This is a genomic window from Marivirga arenosa (genome assembly GCF_030503895.2).
In the GTDB taxonomy this organism is placed as follows: domain Bacteria; phylum Bacteroidota; class Bacteroidia; order Cytophagales; family Cyclobacteriaceae; genus Marivirga; species Marivirga arenosa.
Window position 1 is genome coordinate 50,848 of sequence record NZ_CP129970.2, and the last position, 20,711, is coordinate 71,558.

20 protein-coding genes are annotated in these 20,711 nt (G+C 35.3%); 12 read left to right on the top strand and 8 right to left on the bottom strand.

From position 1 onward, the window contains the following. Positions 1-12: 12 nt before the first annotated feature. On the bottom strand, positions 13-945 hold the full coding sequence (gene rlmF / locus QYS48_RS00190; protein ID WP_308357018.1) for a 23S rRNA (adenine(1618)-N(6))-methyltransferase RlmF: 933 nt from the start codon (positions 943-945) through the stop codon (positions 13-15). 310 nt (positions 946-1,255) lie between these two features. Here rlmF and QYS48_RS00195 point away from each other — a divergent pair, with 310 nt between their 5' ends. Genes QYS48_RS00195 through QYS48_RS00240 form a run of 10 tightly spaced genes read left to right on the top strand, consistent with a single transcriptional unit; the run spans position 1,256 to position 9,356 of the window. Further along, positions 1,256-2,167: a hypothetical protein gene (locus QYS48_RS00195; RefSeq protein WP_308357019.1), complete on the top strand. Its 912-nt coding sequence runs from the start codon at positions 1,256-1,258 to the stop codon at positions 2,165-2,167. Between the two features lie 12 nt (positions 2,168-2,179). Next, positions 2,180-3,577: an alpha/beta hydrolase gene (locus tag QYS48_RS00200; protein ID WP_308357020.1), complete on the top strand. Its 1,398-nt coding sequence runs from the start codon at positions 2,180-2,182 to the stop codon at positions 3,575-3,577. Further along, the gene (locus QYS48_RS00205) at positions 3,555-4,757 is read left to right on the top strand and encodes a PQQ-binding-like beta-propeller repeat protein (RefSeq protein WP_308357021.1); all 1,203 of its coding nucleotides are present in this window, start codon (positions 3,555-3,557) and stop codon (positions 4,755-4,757) included. The genes QYS48_RS00200 and QYS48_RS00205 overlap by 23 nt, the downstream gene beginning before the upstream one ends. A gap of 37 nt (positions 4,758-4,794) precedes the next feature. Further along, positions 4,795-4,929 carry a hypothetical protein gene (locus tag QYS48_RS00210; RefSeq protein WP_308357022.1) on the top strand — a complete coding sequence of 45 codons (135 nt, stop codon included), beginning with the start codon at positions 4,795-4,797 and terminating at the stop codon, positions 4,927-4,929. Between the two features lie 3 nt (positions 4,930-4,932). Then, positions 4,933-6,111, top strand: coding sequence for a PQQ-binding-like beta-propeller repeat protein (locus tag QYS48_RS00215; RefSeq protein ID WP_308357023.1), 1,179 nt, complete (start codon positions 4,933-4,935; stop codon positions 6,109-6,111). 37 nt (positions 6,112-6,148) lie between these two features. Beyond that, positions 6,149-6,289: a hypothetical protein gene (locus tag QYS48_RS00220; protein ID WP_308357024.1), complete on the top strand. Its 141-nt coding sequence runs from the start codon at positions 6,149-6,151 to the stop codon at positions 6,287-6,289. Further along, positions 6,286-7,464, top strand: a complete 1,179-nt coding sequence (locus QYS48_RS00225) for a PQQ-binding-like beta-propeller repeat protein (RefSeq protein WP_308357025.1) — start codon at positions 6,286-6,288, stop codon at positions 7,462-7,464. Before QYS48_RS00220 ends, QYS48_RS00225 begins: the two co-directional genes overlap by 4 nt. A 37-nt stretch (positions 7,465-7,501) precedes the next feature. Then, positions 7,502-7,636, top strand: coding sequence for a hypothetical protein (locus tag QYS48_RS00230; RefSeq protein ID WP_308357026.1), 135 nt, complete (start codon positions 7,502-7,504; stop codon positions 7,634-7,636). Positions 7,637-7,670: 34 nt separating this feature from the next. Beyond that, positions 7,671-8,819 carry a PQQ-binding-like beta-propeller repeat protein gene (locus tag QYS48_RS00235; RefSeq protein WP_308357027.1) on the top strand — a complete coding sequence of 383 codons (1,149 nt, stop codon included), beginning with the start codon at positions 7,671-7,673 and terminating at the stop codon, positions 8,817-8,819. Then, positions 8,820-9,356, top strand: a complete 537-nt coding sequence (locus QYS48_RS00240; RefSeq protein WP_308357028.1) for a hypothetical protein — start codon at positions 8,820-8,822, stop codon at positions 9,354-9,356. Positions 9,357-9,496: 140 nt separating this feature from the next. Here QYS48_RS00240 and QYS48_RS00245 read toward each other — a convergent pair whose 3' ends face one another. After that, the gene (locus QYS48_RS00245; RefSeq protein WP_308357029.1) at positions 9,497-12,886 is read right to left on the bottom strand and encodes a methylmalonyl-CoA mutase family protein; all 3,390 of its coding nucleotides are present in this window, start codon (positions 12,884-12,886) and stop codon (positions 9,497-9,499) included. 293 nt (positions 12,887-13,179) lie between these two features. Between QYS48_RS00245 and QYS48_RS00250 the strand changes: the two genes are divergently transcribed. Continuing rightward, entirely contained in the window at positions 13,180-13,617 is a 438-nt protein-coding gene (locus QYS48_RS00250) for a DUF4174 domain-containing protein (RefSeq protein WP_308357030.1), read from the top strand. A gap of 53 nt (positions 13,618-13,670) precedes the next feature. On the opposite strand, the gene hutU is transcribed toward QYS48_RS00250, so the two are convergent. The 5 genes from hutU to QYS48_RS00275 form a co-directional block, all read right to left on the bottom strand. Then, positions 13,671-15,344: a urocanate hydratase gene (gene hutU / locus QYS48_RS00255; RefSeq protein WP_308357031.1), complete on the bottom strand. Its 1,674-nt coding sequence runs from the start codon at positions 15,342-15,344 to the stop codon at positions 13,671-13,673. A gap of 67 nt (positions 15,345-15,411) precedes the next feature. Beyond that, entirely contained in the window at positions 15,412-16,920 is a 1,509-nt protein-coding gene (locus tag QYS48_RS00260) for an FMN-binding glutamate synthase family protein (RefSeq protein ID WP_308357032.1), read from the bottom strand. A 125-nt stretch (positions 16,921-17,045) separates the two neighbouring features. Further along, entirely contained in the window at positions 17,046-17,408 is a 363-nt protein-coding gene (gene folB / locus QYS48_RS00265) for a dihydroneopterin aldolase (RefSeq protein ID WP_308357033.1), read from the bottom strand. Positions 17,409-17,422: 14 nt separating this feature from the next. Beyond that, entirely contained in the window at positions 17,423-18,172 is a 750-nt protein-coding gene (locus tag QYS48_RS00270; RefSeq protein WP_308357034.1) for a DivIVA domain-containing protein, read from the bottom strand. Between the two features lie 107 nt (positions 18,173-18,279). Beyond that, positions 18,280-19,194, bottom strand: coding sequence for a WD40 repeat domain-containing protein (locus QYS48_RS00275; RefSeq protein ID WP_308357035.1), 915 nt, complete (start codon positions 19,192-19,194; stop codon positions 18,280-18,282). 16 nt (positions 19,195-19,210) lie between these two features. Between QYS48_RS00275 and QYS48_RS00280 the strand changes: the two genes are divergently transcribed. After that, positions 19,211-19,846: a 4'-phosphopantetheinyl transferase superfamily protein gene (locus tag QYS48_RS00280; RefSeq protein WP_302100001.1), complete on the top strand. Its 636-nt coding sequence runs from the start codon at positions 19,211-19,213 to the stop codon at positions 19,844-19,846. On the opposite strand, the gene QYS48_RS00285 is transcribed toward QYS48_RS00280, so the two are convergent. Then, positions 19,843-20,709 (bottom strand): transglutaminase-like domain-containing protein, encoded by an 867-nt coding sequence (locus QYS48_RS00285; RefSeq protein WP_308357036.1) that lies wholly within the window; start codon positions 20,707-20,709, stop codon positions 19,843-19,845. The genes QYS48_RS00280 and QYS48_RS00285 overlap by 4 nt on opposite strands. Between the last annotated feature and the right edge of the window lie 2 nt (positions 20,710-20,711).

The following is a 20,711-nucleotide window of genomic DNA, read 5'->3' on the forward strand; positions in this document are numbered from 1 at the left end:
ATTAAATTAGGTCTATCCTTTACCTACTTTGACTGGAACCAAAAATGTCCAAGCTACAATTCTACTTTTCTTGTTGCCATGCACCATCTCAATCGTTTCCATATCCTTAGCACCCGCCTGCTTTATGGCTTCATATATTTTCTTAAGATTGAATTCTTTGGAAACTAAAGTAGTAAACCATCGAACCGAATGAGAAAAGTATTTACTTTGTACCACCATATTGGTAATAAATTTCAATTCTCCTCCTTCATACCAAAGTTCATTCGACTTACCTCCAAAATTTAAAATAGGTTTCTTTTCCCCTTTGTATTGCTTAAGGTTCTTCAGTTTTCTAATAGTCCCTTTTTCGGCTTCCTCCGCTGAAGCGTGAAATGGAGGATTGCAGATGCTTAAATCATAAAATTCATGTTTTTTTATAATGCCTTTGAAAATATCTTTAGATTTTTGCTGAACTCGTAATTCAATTGCCTCCTTTAAGGATGCATTATTATTGATAATGTTTTGTGCAGAATTCAAGGCTTTGAATTCAAACTCTGATCCAACGAACTTCCATCCAAATTCCTTATGTCCTATAATTGGATAAATGCAGCTTGCTCCTGTACCAATATCCAAGCAATTAACCATATCTCCTTTAATCTTCACACCACTCCTCTTTTTTTGTAAAAATGAATGAACATGAAATAAATAATCCGCTCTACCCGGTATAGGAGGACAAAGGTAACCATCCGGTATATCCCAATATTTTAAGTCATAATGCTTTAATAATAGTGCTTTATTCAAAGCCTTCACTGCTTTGGGATCAGCAAAATCCAAAGTCTGATTTCCGTACTGATTAACAAATACAAAAGGCTTCAATTCCGGAAGTACTTCCGATAAATTTTCTAATTCGTATCTGGAATTGAAAGGGTTTTGGGGATGTAAGCTGGATTTTTGTGGATTAGGCATTTATGTATTTTAGGTATTGATCGACAAAGGTAATTTATATATAATAGAAAATTATTGCAGTATGAATTAAAACTTCAAAGCCTTAATAATTGAATAACAATTACGTTGATTTAATCTATTTTAAGTACATGCATGTGAATCCGTAAATATCGATTTTTATTGTATCTAATTTTGTATTTTTTTAATAATGGCACTTAAAATAGGCTTATAACCTATATTTGAACCTCGATTCAGTGAAATATTATATTATTTTTCTTGCTTTTATCGTCTTTTATTACTTAATTATTTGATAAACCAAAACCTTAAAGTTATGAGAATAAAAATTGAAAGTCCCATCTCTAAAAAATGCATAATTATGCTATTTCCAATTGCTTTGTTGGGTAGCGCTTGTACTAATGATCTGATTTTTTCAGATGAACTAATGAATATGTACAATGGTGACGAACTGCTCAAAATATCTTACCAAGTTGAGCGAACGGAATATCGAGAATATCATCACGATTCAAGTCCTATGGCAATAAGTAGATCTGTTCCTACTATCCATAAGGAGCGTTTTGACCTAAAACTTAATCAAGCTGGAGAAGTAGAAACATTCTTAGAAATATTAACACCCTCCCAAAGTTTCGAAATTAATGAAAGTCTGCCATCCACTTCCAAAACAGTAAAATTTATACAATATAAAAATGGCAAATTGAAAAACTTTGATAATAACAGAAGCTTGATTGGAGAAGCAGAAGTCCCAGCCTTGCAGGAAGGCTATGCCAGGCTCTTTAGCTCACTTTCGGAAAGAAGCAGCCACGGAGAAGCACTTCAAGCACAGCTTAGTGGCGGCATGTTGTGGGGTGATCACGGGGAAGGTGCCGCTTCAAGGCCACCGCAGGGCCAGACGAATGGACGTGTAAACATAAGCAGCTTACAAAACCCTTACGATGAACGTGACGACTTTGAAGTAATCAGAAACAGCTATACTGCTGATGACGGAAAGCCTTATACAACTGAATTGATTATTCATAAGACAAGTAATACTGTCAGGTTTATGAGTGATTATGATTTCAATCAAAAAGCTGTTTCACGGGTGTTCTTCACTTATGAAAGTGTGGACGGAAAACCACAACTGAAAGCTACTCATGAAGAGCACCTCATCCAAGATGAATATTCGGGTTCAGCAAAGCAAATAATCATTTCGAATTATGACTTCTATCATATAAACCTTAACCTCTAAACAAGCACTGTCATGAGATATTTAGTAATTGTAATACTTATAAGCTTAAATTGCCTACAGCTTAGGGCGCAAGGTGATGTGTACTGGATGCACGGTTTTCAGGGTGAGGAACCTGGTCGATGGGAATTGTACGAGAACAGATTTCAACAAGAACGTAATCTTCGGTCATTAACTCCCGATTTTGGAAGAAGACAAGCTGATATGAATAATGGCATTGCAAATGCTGCCGCTGTTGTAGAAAATCAGGTAATCAATAACAATAACAGCGTCTTAATTGGGCATAGCATGGGAGGCTTGGTAGCTAGGGAAATGGACCGAAGGAATAATAGGAATTTTGGTGGGATCATCACCGTTGGCACCCCAAACCACGGAGCAAGAGTAGCGAACTCCCTTAGAGCCAACACGGTTATCCCTGCACTGGAAATCGGCTTACAAGAGTTGACGAGGGGCCCAGCCAATACCATTATTGCTAATGCCGTTTCAGGTTTTTCAACTGGCTTAAAGGCCACTGATTTAATTGATCAATTATGGGTAAACTTTGGGCGGAATTTAGTGATTAACCAATTACCTGATGCAAATTCGCCAACCATAGAGGATCTATCTGCTGGAAGTATTTTTCTTAATAGATTGAACAACACCGCACCACGTGTCCCGGTTCTCAATATCATTCTTGAAGAAAATGATAAACAGGCACTCAGAATGGCGGCTGCGGCACAAAATGCTCCAGAAGAACAAGCTTTACACAGCTTCGATGATGGAGCAATCATCAGCACCGTATCCACTATGACTTCTGTCTATAAAGCCATGAAGATTTACCACCTCGGAATGCGCTTCACCGCTCCAGTCTTATGGGGTATGCACCAAAGAAAAGCCAACAACTGGCAGGCAGGGGAAACCTATTTAAAAAGCACTTTTTTTTCAGACTATGATGAAATAATCGGAGCACAACGCTTTGAATGGAGAACCCTCACCCGACAGGTATTGCAATGCTCTCAACCTATTGGCGGAGGAGGCTCTGGGGGAGGAACAGGTGGAGGCACTGGCGGTGATGGTACCGGAGGCGGCACCGGTGGTGGTGGCCCAATCCCTATTGACCCTGGCTTCCACGGCTTGGAACTGATGGCTTTGCCTATACCCTCTGAACCTTGTTTAATAGGTGCTAACGGAGATGATTGCTTTAATGATGAGAATTGTCAATGGGTAACAGAAACCTACCGTGCAAGAGTACGCATTAGCGAAGGCAGCGATGGGTTGATACCATTAAGTAGCCAACGCATGGATAATATGCCTAATATAAATGTTTATGATGCCAATGGCGTTAACCATTTGGAAGTAGGCAATCATCCAAGAATGACTGAAATATTAAATCAGATTTTTGATAGAAGAAATGAAGTTTTTTTTAGAGAATAATAGTATATCAATTACAATAGCATTTGTTTACATGAGCTTAATAAGCTCATGTAACTTGTTTCAAAAGCCCGAGAACAAATTGTCATACCCTCCAGTTTGGAAGTACAACTTCAGTGTTGGCTATTTTTCTTCGATAAATCCGATATTATACGAGGATAAAGTGATTTATTCAGGCTTAGATGAGAAAAAAAATGACTTCTCAGCCAATAGTACTTTGGAAGCGTTTGATAAAAAAAACGGAAGATTAATATGGAAATGGGCTGACAATATTCCAGAATCCTTTGATAAATTCAAACATACAGATACATGGCATATTCATGCAGACTTACTCTATATTTCTTCAGGTTGGGAATATGCAATCAATATAATGAATGGAACTACACGCTTTAGTCATAATTCTCAATTCTTTGGAGGAAAAAGTATTGTAGGTTACGAAGAAGTAATATTTACTAGATTTACATTTGAAGATTATTCGCGAGAAACAGTATATTTTTCGAAATCTGATTTTAATTGGAACGAATTAATTGCCTTTAATAACAATGATTCGATAAGATACTACATAGACCATTTGATAATTGATGGAGTTGACTTATTGATTCCTGTATTAAGAGGAAGACAAAATTTTGAACCAGGAGAACTTATATTTTTAAAGTACAATATTTTTAAAAAACAATTCACAGCACAAGACACAATAATTTTGGATAAAGAGCGAAATAGATTCATTGATGCTCCTCCAGTCCTGACCGAAAATTCTCTTTATCTATCCTTGAATGGAACTGTTGTGTGTGTTAATAAAAATAATTTCACTATAATTTGGCAACGCGAAACAAATGGTAACAGCAGTAGATCGGGCATTATGTATGCAGACAATAAGCTCTATGTCAATACAGAATTTCAGCTCTATGCACTGGATGCGGAAACAGGTAATATCTTATGGCAGATAGATAGTAGTGCCGGTAGTAGAATGCAAGAGCATAAAGGAGTGGTGTATTATACTGATGGCATTTCACTGCGTGGAGTTGATGCCGTTTCGGGAGAAGTTCTCTTAGAGGTGGAAGCACCTTCCAGAGCTACTGATGATGGCGCTTTCTTTCAACCAGTACTGACCATAGACCATGAAAATGACAGGATTTATACCGCTAGTTATACACATGCCTATTGCTATCCAACTTTGAGATGAAAAGCAGAGAGTAGAAAATAGTCAAATGATCAATAACATGAGAAATATTGATGTTTATAATGCCAATGGCGTTAACCATTTGGAAGTAGGCAATCATCCAAGAATGACGGAAATATTAAATCAGATTTTTGATAGAACAGAACCTGCATTTCGAAGAGACACAAGATTTTAAAGGATGAAAAATAAACTTTTATTAGGCTGCCTCTGCTTATTTGCTGCATGCAGCTTATTTCAGAAAACCGAAATTGACTTAAAATATCCTCCCATTTGGGAGCATAATTTCAACGTAGGCTATTTCTCAACAATTGAACCGATTCTTCATGAAAATAAAGTCATTTATTCAGGACTGGATGAGAAAAAAAATGATTTCTCCGCCAATAGTACCTTAGAAGCCTTTGACAAGAAGAATGATAAATTAATATGGAAATGGGAGGATAATGTAATGTCAAATTCTGAGCAATTTGTTTTAGCAAGTAACTATTTCTTTAGAGATCACATTCTGTATATTTCCACTAGATGGGATTACGCTATTAATTTAAACAATGGCAAAACAGAGTTCAGCAATAACCAAGACAAGCTTAATGGTGTTGATTTCTTTGGAAATAATAAAAAGCTGTTTACGAGCTATGTGAAGCAAGATGGCTCCTCCACAACAGTAGAATACACTAATTTTCAAAGCTTTGACTGGGATATTCTATTTCAAAAAGAGAATTCAGACACCTCAATTCACTATTTTAGGTACTTTTTATTTGATGAGACAAGACCTTCCTATTTATACGTACCTTATTCAAAATGGAATGGAACAGCCAGTAGACCCAATTTGCTAATATACGACCTGAATGAAAACAAGATAATATTTGACAATGAGCTAGATGTAGTCTCTGGATCAAGATTTATTGACTACAAACCCATCATGCAAGTAGATAAGATTTATTTATCCTTGAATGGTCATATAGCTTGTATAGATAAAGAGACTTCGGCAGTTTTATGGCAACGCGAAACAGTTGGTAACAGCAGTAGATCAGGTATTATGTATGCAGACAATAAAATCTTTGTCAATACAGAATTTCAGCTCTATGCGCTGGATGCGGAAACAGGTAATATCTTATGGCAAATAGATAGTAGTGCCGGTAGTAGAATGCAAGAGCATAAAGGAGTGGTGTATTATACAGATGGCATTTCACTGCGTGGAGTTGATGCTGTTTCCGGAGAAGTACTCTTAGAGGTGGAAGCACCTTCCAGAGCTACTGATGATGGCGCTTTCTTTCAACCAGTACTGACCATAGACCATGAAAATGACAGGATTTATACCGCCAGTTATACACATGCCTATTGCTATCCAACTTTGAGATGAAAAGCAGAGAGTAGAAAATAGTCAAATGATCAATAACATGAGAAATATTGATGTTTATAATGCCAATGGCGTTAACCATTTGGAAGTAGGCAATCATCCAAGAATGACTGAAATATTAAATCAGATTTTTGATAGACCGGAAGGATCAGTTTTTTTTAGAGAAGAAAGAAGAAGATGAAGTTTTATTTAATTCTATTTTACACGAGCTTTTTATGCTCGTGTAATTTTTTTGAAAGCGCAAATCCTGAAGTTAATTACCCTCCAATTTGGGAGTATGATTTTAATATTGGGTATTTTTCTAGCATTGACCCTATTTTATATGTAGATAAAGTTATTTATTCAGGACTTGATGAAAAAAGAAAAGATTTTCTTGCCAATAGTACCTTATTGGCGTTTGACAAAGAAAACGGGATTATTAAATGGGATTGGAGTGATACGATTGACCCTCCCGATGATAAATTTCATTATGAAAGTCAATATGTAGTAAATAATAATCAACTATTCATTTCGACTGGTGCGAATTACAGCATTGATTTACAAACAGGTAAAACTCTATTTTCGGACGAAAACAGAGATGAACCAAGCGGAGGTTTAATGTTTTATAACCACAAGAATATGTTATACAGTTCTTTTCGAAATGAGCTCAATACTTTAATAAAATATACAGACTTTGATAGTTTTACTTGGACTACACTTTTTCAAGTTGAACGAAATGATAGTGTTGCTTATACATTTTACAATATACTACCAGATACTTATCAGGAACAAGTGCTTCACTTTCCAATAACAAAATACGAGAACGACAAATTACTTCCCGGAATCATTAAGTACGATTTAAATTCAAACAGTATAATAAAAGAAAAAATTATTGAAGTTTCAGAGTCTGGACGTTTTATTGACAACTTTAGTACTATTATCGATAATAAAATTTTTCTTCCGTGTAATGGTATTGTCATTTGTGTTAGGTCAAGTGACGGAGAATTAATATGGGAAACCCCAGTAAATGGAAATACTAGCCGCTCTGGCATCATGTATGCAGACAATAAAATCTTTGTCAATACAGAATTTCAGCTCTATGCGCTGGATGCGGAAACAGGTAATATCTTATGGCAGATAGATAGTAGTGCCGGTAGTAGAATGCAAGAGCATAAAGGAGTGGTGTATTATACTGATGGCATTTCACTGCGTGGAGTTGATGCTGTTTCCGGAGAAGTACTCTTAGAGATGGAAGCACCTTCCAGAGCTACTGATGATGGCGCTTTCTTTCAACCAGTACTGACCATTGACCATGAAAATGATAGAATTTATACCGCCAGTTATACACATGCCTATTGTTATCCAACTTTGAGATGAAAAACTGGGGGAAGAAAATAGTCAAATGATCAATAACATGAGAAATATGGATGTTTATGATGCCAATGGCGTCAACCATTTGGAAGTAGGCAATCATCCAAGAATAACTGAAATATTAAATCAGATTTTTGTTTTAGGAGAAAACACTCCTTTTCATAGACCTATTAGATGATTTTATGTGGAAAATGATATTAATATTTAGCTGCATGAGCTTAATTAGCTCATGTCACTTGTTTCAAAAGCCAGAGAACAAATTGTTATACCCTCCAATTTGGGAGTATGATTTTAATATTGGGTATTTTTCTAGCATTGACCCTATTTTATATGTAGATAAAGTTATTTATTCAGGGCTGGATGAGAAGAAAAATGACTTCTCAGCCAATAGTACTTTGGAAGCGTTTGATAAAAAAAACGGAAGATTAATATGGAAATGGGCTGACAATATTCCAGAATCCTTTGATAAATTCAAACATACAGATACATGGCATATTCATGCAGGCTTCCTCTATATTTCTTCGGGTTGGGAATATGCAATCAATATAATGAATGGAACTACACGCTTTAGTCATAATTCTCAATTCTTTGGAGGAAAAAGTATTGTCGGTTACGAAGAAGTAATATTTACTAGATTTACATTTGAAGATTATTCGCGAGAAACAGTATATTTTTCGAAATCTGATTTTAATTGGAACGAATTAATTGCCTTTAATAACAATGATTCGATAAGATACTACATAGACCATTTGATAATTGATGGAGTTGACTTATTGATTCCTGTATTAAGAGGAAGACAAAATTTTGAACCAGGAGAACTTATATTTTTAAAGTACAATATTTTTAAAAAACAATTCACAGCACAAGACACAATAATTTTGGATAAAGAGCGAAATAGATTCATTGATGCTCCTCCAGTCCTGACCGAAAATTCTCTTTATCTATCCTTGAATGGAACTGTTGTGTGTGTTAATAAAAATAATTTCACTATAATTTGGCAACGCGAAACAAATGGTAACAGCAGTAGATCGGGCATTATGTATGCAGACAATAAGCTCTATGTCAATACAGAATTTCAGCTCTATGCACTGGATGCGGAAACAGGTAATATCTTATGGCAGATAGATAGTAGTGCCGGTAGTAGAATGCAAGAGCATAAAGGAGTGGTGTATTATACTGATGGCATTTCACTGCGTGGAGTTGATGCTGTTTCCGGAGAAGTACTCTTAGAGGTGGAAGCACCTTCCAGAGCTACTGATGATGGCGCTTTCTTTCAACCAGTACTGACCATAGACCATGAAAATGATAGAATTTATACCGCTAGTTATACACATGCCTATTGTTATCCAACTTTGAGATGAATGAAAAAAACTATATCCTGTATATTATTAATTTTAAACTGTTCCTTCGCTTCTGCCCAAAGTGAGACAAGTAATCTTTTAAGACCAAAAGCCTCTATCCAAATAGGTTCAGGGTTTCCAGGGATTTTACTCATAGACGAATTAACTACTGATAAGCGTTTTGATAGAATTGCCATACCTCTCATTTCGCTCTCATTTAATTACAAACTAAACTCAAGGCTTTCATCAGGCATCTACTTTGGCATCGAACATGAAAAGCAGTCAGGAACTATTATAAATTTTGAAGGACCTACTATTTCCACAGTCAGTGGTATCTACTTAAATTATCATTTAAAAAGAAAAAGGAATTTAAGTTTATTTGATCCTTATGTAGGTCTTTCAGTTTTTTATTACTCCTTGGAGAAAGTAATATCATCACCTATCATTCCCTCTCTTAGAATAGGATTTAACTTTTTCGGTAAAAATAAGATTTTTGGAAACCTTAATATCGGTACCGGGGTTGCACTTGGAGAATTTAGTATAGGTTATCATCTATAATTTATTTTTTTTCAACTAGTTAAACGACATAAGCAATTTTATAAATTATTATTTGTGTCAAACCAAAAAAGCACGGCTTCCACCGTGCTTTTCTTTTATTTATAATCTAGGTTCTAGGTTCTAAACTCTAGAATCTAAACCTACATATTTCTACGGTATTGGCCACCAACCTCGAACATTGCGTTCGTAATCTGACCTAACGAACAGAATTTGGTAGCCTCCATTAATTCAGAGAATAAATTTTTATTCTTTATGGCAGCATCCTGCAATTTATTTAGACTTTCTTGAGCTTCTTTCTCAAATCTATCATTCAATAAACGAAGTGTTTCAATTTGATATTCTTTTTCTTCTTTTGTGGCTCTAATTACTTCACCAGGAGTTACAGTTGGTGATCCTTTTGAATTTAAGAAGGTATTGACTCCTATGATCGGATATTCACCCGTATGCTTTAAAGTTTCGTAATACAAGCTCTCTTCCTGAATCTTTCCACGCTGATACATAGTTTCCATTGCACCAAGCACCCCTCCCCTTTCAGTTATTCTATCAAATTCTGTCAATACCGCTTCTTCAACTAAATCAGTTAATTCTTCAATGATGAATGACCCCTGAATCGGATTCTCATTCTTAGCCAATCCTAATTCTTTATTAATAATCAGCTGAATTGCCATAGCTCTACGAACTGAGTTCTCTGTAGGCGTTGTAATCGCTTCATCATAAGCATTGGTATGCAATGAATTACAGTTGTCATATATGGCATATAAAGCCTGGAGAGTCGTTCTTATATCATTAAAATCAATTTCCTGAGCGTGTAAGGATCTACCAGAAGTTTGGATGTGATATTTCAACATCTGCGCTCTAGCATTTGCTCCGTACTTTTGTTTTAAAGCTTTAGACCAAATTCTTCTCGCAACCCGACCGATAACAGCATATTCAGGATCAATACCATTAGAAAAGAAGAATGATAGGTTTGGACCAAATTTATTAATGTCCATTCCTCTACTTAAATAATATTCTACATAGGTGAATCCATTCGCTAAGGTGAAAGCTAATTGTGTAATTGGATTTGCACCAGCCTCCGCAATATGGTATCCTGAAATAGAAACAGAGTAGAAATTACGTACCTGATTTTCAATGAAATATTCCTGAACATCCCCCATTAAACGTAGAGCAAATTCAGTAGAAAAAATACAGGTATTTTGTGCCTGATCTTCTTTTAAGATATCTGCCTGAACAGTACCACGAACAACCGCCATTGTTTCTGCTTTTATCTTCTCGTAAGTATCTTTAGGTAAAACTTGATCACCTGTAACACCTAAAAGCATTAAGCCTAATCCATTATGGCCTTCTGGTAATTCACCTCTATATTGTGGACGATCTGCTCCTTTTTCTTTGAAGATTTTGTCAATTTTTTTATTGACTTCATCTTCCATTCCATTTTCCTTAATATACTTTTCACATTGCTGATCAATGGCAGCATTCATGAAGAAGCCCAATAACATTGGTGCAGGACCGTTGATGGTCATGGATACTGATGTCATAGCATGTGCCAAATCAAAGCCTGAGTAAAGCTTTTTAGCATCATCCAAACAGCAGATGCTTACCCCTGAATTACCAATTTTACCGTAAATATCAGGTCTGTAATCCGGATCATTACCGTATAGCGTTACTGAATCAAAGGCAGTAGAAAGACGTTTAGCCGGCATATCCATACTTACATAATGAAAACGCTTATTAGTTCTTTCAGGCCCACCTTCACCTGCAAACATACGCGTTGGGTCCTCTCCTTCTCTTTTAAAAGGATAAATTCCTGCCGTGTATGGAAATTCACCGGGTACATTTTCTTGTAAATTCCAACGTAAAAGATCACCCCAACTCTTATACTTTGGAAGTGATACTTTCGGAATCTGCGAATGAGATAATGATTCGGTATGCGTTTGAATCTTAATCTCTTTATCCCTTACCTTAAATGAATAAATTGGGTCTTTATACTTTTGAACCTTATCGCCCCATTCTTCAATTAATAATTTGTTCTTAGGGTCGAAATTAAGCTCTTCTTTAGCATAGGCTTCTTCCAGACCTTTAATCAATCGATCTTTATCCTCAAGATCTGATTCTTTTAAAGTATCAATAGACTTTCTATAACCGTATAATTTATCGGCTACAGCAGCCTGATCTTCCACCCATTGATCGTAACCTCTGTTATTTTCAGAAATCTCAGACAAATAACGAGTTCTATTTGGTGGAATGATGAATACCTTTTCAGACATCTCATCTGTAATTTCAAAAGTAGATTTCAAATCAGCACCTGATTTTTCTACTACCTTATCCATTAAGGTTTTGTATAAGGAATTAGTCCCTGGATCGTTAAACTGAGAAGCAATTGTACCATAAACTGGCATATCATCTACTTTTGCATCCCATAGCCCATGGTTTCTTTGGTATTGTTTCTTTACATCCCTCAAAGCATCTAAAGCCCCACGCTTATCGAATTTGTTTAAAGCGATGATGTCCGCGAAATCCAGCATATCAATTTTTTCCAATTGAGTTGCTGCTCCATACTCTGGTGTCATCACATACAAAGAGGCATCAGAATGATCTAATATTTGAGTATCAGACTGACCAATCCCAGAAGTCTCCAAAATAATTAAATCAAATTGAGCGGCTTTTAATATAGACACCGCATCTTTCACGTATTTGGAAATAGAAAGATTACTCTGACGAGTCGCTAATGAACGCATGTACACTCTTTCGTGATTAATCGCATTCATTCTAATTCTATCTCCTAATAAAGCACCACCTGTCTTACGCTTTGAAGGATCAACTGAGATGATCCCTATATTTTTATCTTTAAAATCAATTAAAAACCTTCTTACCAATTCATCTACCAATGAGGATTTACCGGCTCCACCAGTACCCGTTATTCCTAAAACTGGTACAGAAAGGTCCTTCGCTTTTTCTCGTATTTTTTCTAGTTCAGCATTGGAAGCATCCGGAAAGTTTTCAGCAGCAGATATTAATCTGGCAATTGCCTTCACATCCTTTTTATCGATTCTTCCTACTTCACCATTTAAATTCTCCCCTGTTGGGTAATCACTTTGTTTTACTAAATCATTGATCATCCCTTGCAATCCCATCTCACGACCGTCATCAGGAGAATAAATTCTGGCAATTCCATAATCATGAAGCTCTTTAATCTCTTCAGGAAGGATAACTCCTCCTCCACCTCCAAAGATTTTTATATGGCTTGCTCCCTTTTCCTTTAATAAGTCATACATGTATTTGAAATACTCAGTATGTCCACCTTGGTATGATGTCATTGCGATAGCTTGAGCATCTTCCTGTATAGCCGTGTTCACAACTTCTTCTACCGATCGGTCATGACCTAAATGAATTACTTCACAGCCAGTAGATTGTATGATTCTACGCATCACGTTGATGGCAGCATCGTGACCATCAAAAAGTGAGGCAGCCGTTACAATACGGACATTATTTTTAGGTTTATAAGGAGCTTCAGTTTTATATGCAGACATATTTTTAGTCGTTTATTTCCAAGTACGAAATTACAATAATTAAGCTAAAGATTAAAGCTATTACCGAACATTCGTTAGGTATGAATAATCCAAAAATTATATTTTAAACTACCTATAAAAGGCTTAGTTAATGATAGGTAAATTATAAGCTTACCAAGCTTTTATTTGCTATAAAAATCATAACACAGCCCTCTATTAACAAATGATAATATCTGTGAATCAGAATATTGCTTAATTTTATAAGCTATAAAATCAAATTATAAACATCGAACAAATCATTCTGTTATTTAATTATGAGATATTTAATTATTACGAGTCTATTATTTATTTACAGCAATCTTTCAATGGCACAAATAAAACAAATTGAAGACTTTAAATGGAAAAATAGAGTATTGGTGATTTATTCAAATGAATATTCCACTTCTCTATTAGATTCACAATCAGAAGAAATAAAAAGTGATTTAGAAGAATTTAAGGTAAGAGATTTAATAGTTTTAATATTAGAAGACGAAATAGTTAAGTCCCTAAACCTTAAAAAGGAGCAATACTTGAATTATGAACAGATTTTGGAAAGATTGAATGTTAATTCAGAAGATGGTTATCAAAATATATTAATAGGTAAAGATGGGGGAATTAAAATGAGAAAAGACCAGCCTATCAAAAATGAAAAGCTATTTGCTACTATTGACGCTATGCCGATGAGAAAAAGAGAAATGAAAGATAAAAACTAAATAATATACAAAATACCGGTCAGGTTTAAATAACCTGACCGGTATAGAACCACCTACTCCAATCTTTCTTTTAAATCCAGTTTATGCTTTCTAGCAGTATCCTTGGCAATGTCATAACCAGCATCTGCATGTCTAATAACCCCCATTCCTGGGTCATTATGTAAAACTCTCTTTAATCTCTTTTGTGCATCATCAGTACCATCCGCTACGATTACCATTCCTGCATGGATAGAATACCCCATACCCACACCACCACCATGATGCAACGAAACCCAACTAGCACCACCCGCAGTATTGACTAATGCATTTAATAATGGCCAGTCAGCTACAGCATCCGAACCATCCAACATGGCTTCTGTTTCTCTGTTTGGAGAAGCGACTGATCCAGTATCTAAATGATCACGTCCAATTACAATAGGAGCTTTAACTTTTCCTTCCTTCACTAATTTATTGAATGCTAAGCCAGCCTTTTCTCTTTCTCCTTGTCCTAACCAACAGATTCTAGAAGGAAGCCCTTGGAATGATATTCTATCCTGAGCCATATCCATCCAACGCATTAAAGATTCATTTTCAGGAAATAATTCTTTAATAACTCTGTCTGTTTCTGCTATGTCAGCCGGATCACCCGATAAGGCAGCCCATCTGAAAGGCCCTTTCCCTTCACAGAACAGTGGACGAATGTAAGCCGGAACAAATCCTGGGAAATCAAATGCATTTTTTAGGCCTTTTTCAAAAGCTCTAGCTCTTAAGTTATTCCCATAATCAAAAGTGATAGATCCTGATTTTTGAAGTTCAAGCATCAGTTCTACATGTCTGTACATTGACTCATATGACAATTCCTCATATTTATCAGGATTTTGCTCTCTTAGAACATTTGATTCTTCTAAACTTATTTGGTGTGGTATATATCCAATTAAAGGATCATGAGCTGAAGTCTGATCAGTCAATACATCGGGGGTAATCCCTCTCTCGATTAGTCTTTCTAATAAATGTACTGCATTACACGGAACTCCAATTGAAACTCTTTCTTGATTCTTCTTCGCCTCCAATGCTCTATCAATTGCAGCATCCATATCTTCAATTGACTCATCTAAATATTTTGTAGAAAGCCTTTTGTCAATTCTCCACTGTTCCACCTCAGCTACTAAACAAACTCCATCATTCATGGTAACGGCAAGAGGTTGAGCTCCTCCCATTCCACCTAATCCGGCAGTTACGGTTAAGGTTCCTTTAAGGCTACCATTGAAATCTTTATTGGCTATTGCTGCAAATGTTTCATAAGTCCCTTGCACAATACCCTGCGAACCAATATAAATCCAGCTACCAGCCGTCATCTGGCCGTACATCATCAATCCTTTTTTCTCTAATTCATCAAAATGCTTCCAATTTGCCCAATTAGGCACTAGTTGAGAATTAGAAATCAATACTTTAGGAGCATCTTTATGGGTAGGTAAAATCCCGACAGGCTTTCCTGATTGAACGATTAAAGTTTCATCCTCCTCTAAATCTTTAAGTGCTTTAATGATCAAATCTAAAGATTCGAAATTTCTTGCTGCCTTACCTCTACCCCCGTAAACAATTAAATCTTCAGGTCTTTCGGCCACCTCAGGGTCTAGATTATTTAACAACATACGCAATGCTGCTTCTTGTACCCACCCTTTACAGTTGAGTTTGCTGCCGGTAGGTGTTTTGTAAGTTTCCGGATTGTATTTTTTAGTCGTTTCCATAACTTTTAGTTCTGTTCAATCTTTCCAAATGTGAAATAGCTATAAATTCAACAAAAAGGCAAGTTTATTATATTTTACTATCCTCTAGGGCTTCTGGATATCTATCTGCAAAGTTTACTTCTTTCCCATCTCTTTGTTGAAAAATCAATGATCTATTAAGCTGAGATAAATCCGAAACTCCTGAAGCCATAAACAGATCTAAGAAATCTTTGATAGTTTCCCCATGGTAATTTTTCACCCTTTTCCATTTATCTTCAACTACTAATCCTCTCATCCGTGAAGCATTATTGGTTGCAACTCCTGTAGGACAAGTATTTTTATGACATTCCAAGGCTTGAATACATCCTAAGGCTAGCATCATACCTCTTGCAGAATTACATATATCGGCACCAAGGCAAAGTGCTTTAAAAATATCAAAACCATCAATGATTTTGCCTGAAGTAATGACTTTTATCTCATTTCTAAGATTGTATCGCATTAAGGTATCCACCACGAAAACCAAGGCATTTTCCCAAGGCATCCCTACATGATCAGAGAATATTATGGGTGCTGCGCCTGTACCTCCCTCTGCACCATCCACGGTTATGAAATCGGGGTAAATATTGGTTTCTTTTATTGCATCACATATGGATTCAAATTCATTCTTTCTGCCAATGCAAATTTTAAACCCAATAGGTTTTCCGTCTGAAAGCTCTCGAAGTTTACCAATAAAAGCCATCATTTCAGTGTATGAGGAAAATGCTGTGTGACCAGGAGGAGACAAAACATCTGTATGGGGCTCCACTCCTCTAATTCTTGCAATTTCCTTTGAGTTTTTTTGTGCTGGTAATATCCCTCCATGTCCAGGCTTAGCACCCTGAGATAATTTTAATTCAATCATTTTCACTTCATCTCTCAGAGCAGTTTCTTTAAACTTTTCCTCTGAAAAGTTCCCTTCTTTATCTCTGCAGCCAAAATATGCAGTCCCTACCTGATATACAATATCTCCACCCATGAGGTGATAATTAGAAACGCTACCCTCACCTGTATTATGATAAAAACCTCCAGCTTTAGCACCTTTGTTAAGAGCCATAATAGCATTTTTACTTAATGAGCCGTAGCTCATTGCAGAAATATTAAATAAACTTGCTTCATATGGCTTAGAGCAATTTGCGCCCCCAATATTAACACGTGGAGCATCTTCTAATCTTTTACTAGGGAAAATTGAATGAGTAGTCCACTCCATCTTTTCCCTTTGTAAATCATGTTCTGTTCCAAAAGGATGTGTATTATTTTGAAGTTTAGCCCTAGCATAAACATAACTTCTTTGGTTTCTGCTAAGTGGTTTACCGTCAACATCTGATTCAACAAAATATTGATGTATTTCTGGAGAGATCTCTTCAAACAAATATCTAAAATGTCCGATTATCGGAAAATTCCTCAAAATAGTATGCTTCTTTTGAGAAATATCATATATCCCAACTATTAACATAACTGAGCCTACTACTAATAGACTGGGAATCGGGAAAAAGATGATCAGGTAGGTTACAATAAAAAAAGCAATTATTGCAAAGATAAATTTTATTACTCTATGCATTTGATCTTGATTAAAAAATGAAATGTCTGAAAAGACAACTAAAATTTAATTTAAAGAATATAATAAAGTAATAAAATTGTGTAAGGAATAGTTTTCTATAATTTAAAAAAGTACTCTAGGATTAATTAAAAATCATCTCGGGACACCTCTAATTCAACATAAGCTACATCGCATATTGCACCGATAGGGGGCTGCTTTTTATTTACTCTTACTAATACTTTTATGGCTGAGTCATTCTCTATTAAAATCTTTTTACCAATATGAAAAGCTAAGGTCTCCAGTAATTTCAGAGGTTTTTTCATAACCTCCTCGGTGGTTTTATATAGGGTTTCATAGTTTAAGGTGCTCTCTAAATTATCATCCATTTTTTCAAACTTGGTATCCACTACCAAGTCAACCGAATAATGATTCCCTAATTTGTTTTCCTCAACATAATAGCCATGATAGCCATAAAAAGTCATTCCTGACAATGCAACTTTCCCCTTCATAAAAAATACTGATTTTAATCGGCTGTTATTTCATCAAAGAAGGAAGTATCTTCTCCCCCACTTTCTTCATTTTTATTTTGTTGTTTTGGCTCTTCTGACTGATTAGTTTTTTCAGCCTTAGGTACTTTTGCTGCTTCATGTTTTATAGAAGGTCTTTTAACTTCTTCCAATTCATATTCATCAGCATTTTGTATTTTCTTTACCGCCTTTCTGGCTCTTTTAAGATGAGTTTCAATATCAACATGTTGCATTCTGTCTTCAATCTTCTTCACTTTATCATTCAATCCAGTGCTAAGGTTTTTCAATTCTTCAATCACATTATCTCTGTGATTTTCTAGTTGTTTGAAGCCATCTGCAACCTCTTTTAATTCATCTTCTGTATCTTCTAATATTGCCTGTGCTTTATGGTTAGCATCTTCCACAATATCTTTTGCTCTTTGTTGAGCGTCTGACAACAATTTATCTGCTTTAATTTGGGTTTCCTTTAAATGAAGTTCCGCTGTTCTGTTGGCTTGGGTAATTACGTTGGCTCCGGTGTCTTCTGCCGTTTTCAAAGTTTTGTATAATGAGCTCTCCACTTGTCTCAACTTTTCTACTTCCTTTTCTGCTGCTTCCAATTTAAGTTTTAACTCCTTTTGAATGTCCATTTCCCTCTCCCACTCTTGAGATAGAGAAGCTAAAAATGCTTTGACATCATCTTTATCATAGCCTCTAAAGCCTTTTTCAAATTCTTTTTGTCTTATTTCTAAAGGAGTAATCTTCATTTTACTATCTGTTGATTATTGTAATAACGCATAAAACCAGCTAATGTCTTAATGCTAAGAAAAGTATTTCACTTTTTCAAGATATAAATATACAGGGATATTTTTGATTAATTCATCTGTATATCCCAAATTGATATGGTGTGATCATCACTAACACTTACCAGTTGATCATTATAATCCGTCCAATATAATTTATTAACGGATGTTGCATGACCTGCATGCCTAGCTTTATCAATAACTTTCAAGAGCTTAAATGACTGTGCATCCCAAATTTTTATACTTTTATCCATACTACAGGTAGAAAAGTACTTACCATCTGACCGGAAACTAATATTGTTGATTGCATACATATGGGCGACTATTGATTCAACCAAAATATAATCAGATTGCGCATCCCATATTTTTAGATGTGCATCACGACCAGCGCTTAACAATAACTTTCCATCCCTAGAATACTGAATTGTAAATACTGAATTATCATGGGCTTTTATTTCCTTTTTTAAGCGCCAATCAGTAGAAGATAAAACCTTAATCGTATTATCACTTAAGCCTAAGGCTACTTCTTTTTGATTAGGGTGAACAGCAATGGTTCTAATGCTTTTATCCGAAATTTGAAGCTTTGCAATGGTAGATAAATCCTTCAAATCAGATAATATTAACTGACCATCACCACAGGCGCTCAGGATAATATTATCAATTACTTTAATATCAAATATAGCTTCATCAGTTATTTTAGAAGATTTCACCTCTTGTTTATTCTCAACATCTATTAAATGAATACCTTCATAATTATGGCCTACCAACAAATGATTGGTATTTCTCAGATAATGTAAAGCGTATACAGAATTATTGACTTTTGCTACCATTTGACCTAATTCTGGATCTTTTAAATCCCATAAAGCCACAATCCCATCTCCGCCAGCAGAGAAAAATTGATTATTTTGGGCTGCTGGTTCCACTACATATAGGCAATCTTTATGTCCTGTTAGGCTTTGTACTTTTTCTACATTAATTTTAGGCATACTGTAAAGTTACGAGATGGCATTAGAATATATAAAACAAATAAACGATAAAGTTCACCTAGCTGTTTGGAAAATTGAGGAAGATATAGACTTCTATCAAAGAAACATTGTTTTAAGCCCAACTGATGTTAATATTCTTGCTGAGACAACTCACCCTGAAAAAAGATTAGAATTCTTAGCTGGTAGAATGTTGTGTAAAACTGTATTACATTCATTAAAAATAACTGATCAGCCTATATATAGAAATGAATTCGGGAAACCTGTAATACCTGATTCAGAGTATAATATTTCACTTTCTCACACTGAAAATTATATAGCTGCTGCCGTAGGATTTAAAATAGAAGTGGGTATTGATATTGAAAAACCAAAGGCCAAAATGGCAAAAATTGCCCCAAGACTTTATACTGATGAGGAAATGGAATATTGTAATGCTGACTTGGTGAAATATTCCAAAATGTGGTCTGCCAAGGAAGTATTGTATAAGTTGTTTATGAAACGTGAATTAAATTTTAAAGACAACTTAAAAGTAAAACCACTCAAAAAAGACTGGACTCTAATGAGTGGTTCTATTAATAAAGATGATTTCTTTAAAGAATACGAATTAGCTTTTTACAAATTGGAGGAGTATTTTATTTGCTTAAATGTGAACTAAAGCCCTAAAGCATCGAAATCAATTCCACCGGAAACTTCTATTAGCAATTCTTTAATTTCATCAGCTTTTTGATGATCATCCAATTTCTCATATGCCATGATAAGGTTACGTAACACACGCTTTATGATATCTTCATTTGAGCATGGTTCGTAATAAATTGGCTTTGGCGTTAAGTTTAAATTTGCCAAATAATTATCAATATCTTTTTTTGAGAAAATTAGCCCTCTATTAAATGCATTTATGTAAAACTGAGTTTCTTCAGATTTATAGGTTACAATAAACAGATTTGGCAAATTTACCCCATAAATAGGCATCCCTAACTTTTCAGCAACAAGCATATATATGACTGATAGAGATATCGGGTTACCTTTTTTACTCTCTAATACTGACTTTAAAAAAGAGTTATTTGGTGAATGGAAATTTTTTGTGTTCGCTCGGAATTTTAATTTCGAAAACAAAGCACTATTTATAATTTTCACCTGATCATAAGGATGAAGATCTTCTTTCAGCTCCACCCATATATCATAATATATTTGTTCTACTTCTTTATTTAATTCATTTAAATCAGTATCAGGATATTGATACAAGGAAATGAGCCACATGCCTTCAAGCAAGCTTTCTGCACCACCTTCTTTCCAATCCTTTAGCTTTTCCTTCAGCTGTGAAAATTGAAGATTATGAATCATATCTTCAATTTTCCTTTGTACATTAGGATCAAAGCTATTTTCCCACTGCTCTTCCAGATATGGGATAATATCGCTTCCAAGAGACATTATCTTTCCTTCAACATGAGAGCTTATCTCCTGATCATCGTCTTCTAAAAGAGATACTAAAGCTTTGAATTCTTTCTTATCTAAATCCAATA

Coding starts and splice junctions, on each gene's coding strand:
- rlmF (WP_308357018.1), bottom strand. CDS start 945: ATGCCTAATCCACAAAAATCCAGCTTACATCCCCAAAACCCTTTCAAT.
- QYS48_RS00235 (WP_308357027.1), top strand. CDS start 7,671: ATGAGCTTAATTAGCTCATGTCACTTGTTTCAAAAGCCAGAGAACAAA.
- hutU (WP_308357031.1), bottom strand. CDS start 15,344: ATGGAAACGACTAAAAAATACAATCCGGAAACTTACAAAACACCTACC.
- QYS48_RS00245 (WP_308357029.1), bottom strand. CDS start 12,886: ATGTCTGCATATAAAACTGAAGCTCCTTATAAACCTAAAAATAATGTC.
- QYS48_RS00225 (WP_308357025.1), top strand. CDS start 6,286: ATGAAGTTTTATTTAATTCTATTTTACACGAGCTTTTTATGCTCGTGT.
- QYS48_RS00215 (WP_308357023.1), top strand. CDS start 4,933: ATGAAAAATAAACTTTTATTAGGCTGCCTCTGCTTATTTGCTGCATGC.
- QYS48_RS00220 (WP_308357024.1), top strand. CDS start 6,149: ATGAGAAATATTGATGTTTATAATGCCAATGGCGTTAACCATTTGGAA.
- QYS48_RS00200 (WP_308357020.1), top strand. CDS start 2,180: ATGAGATATTTAGTAATTGTAATACTTATAAGCTTAAATTGCCTACAG.
- folB (WP_308357033.1), bottom strand. CDS start 17,408: ATGAAGGGGAAAGTTGCATTGTCAGGAATGACTTTTTATGGCTATCAT.
- QYS48_RS00260 (WP_308357032.1), bottom strand. CDS start 16,920: ATGCATAGAGTAATAAAATTTATCTTTGCAATAATTGCTTTTTTTATT.
- QYS48_RS00270 (WP_308357034.1), bottom strand. CDS start 18,172: ATGAAGATTACTCCTTTAGAAATAAGACAAAAAGAATTTGAAAAAGGC.
- QYS48_RS00240 (WP_308357028.1), top strand. CDS start 8,820: ATGAAAAAAACTATATCCTGTATATTATTAATTTTAAACTGTTCCTTC.
- QYS48_RS00210 (WP_308357022.1), top strand. CDS start 4,795: ATGAGAAATATTGATGTTTATAATGCCAATGGCGTTAACCATTTGGAA.
- QYS48_RS00230 (WP_308357026.1), top strand. CDS start 7,502: ATGAGAAATATGGATGTTTATGATGCCAATGGCGTCAACCATTTGGAA.
- QYS48_RS00205 (WP_308357021.1), top strand. CDS start 3,555: ATGAAGTTTTTTTTAGAGAATAATAGTATATCAATTACAATAGCATTT.
- QYS48_RS00195 (WP_308357019.1), top strand. CDS start 1,256: ATGAGAATAAAAATTGAAAGTCCCATCTCTAAAAAATGCATAATTATG.
- QYS48_RS00275 (WP_308357035.1), bottom strand. CDS start 19,194: ATGCCTAAAATTAATGTAGAAAAAGTACAAAGCCTAACAGGACATAAA.
- QYS48_RS00250 (WP_308357030.1), top strand. CDS start 13,180: ATGAGATATTTAATTATTACGAGTCTATTATTTATTTACAGCAATCTT.
- QYS48_RS00280 (WP_302100001.1), top strand. CDS start 19,211: ATGGCATTAGAATATATAAAACAAATAAACGATAAAGTTCACCTAGCT.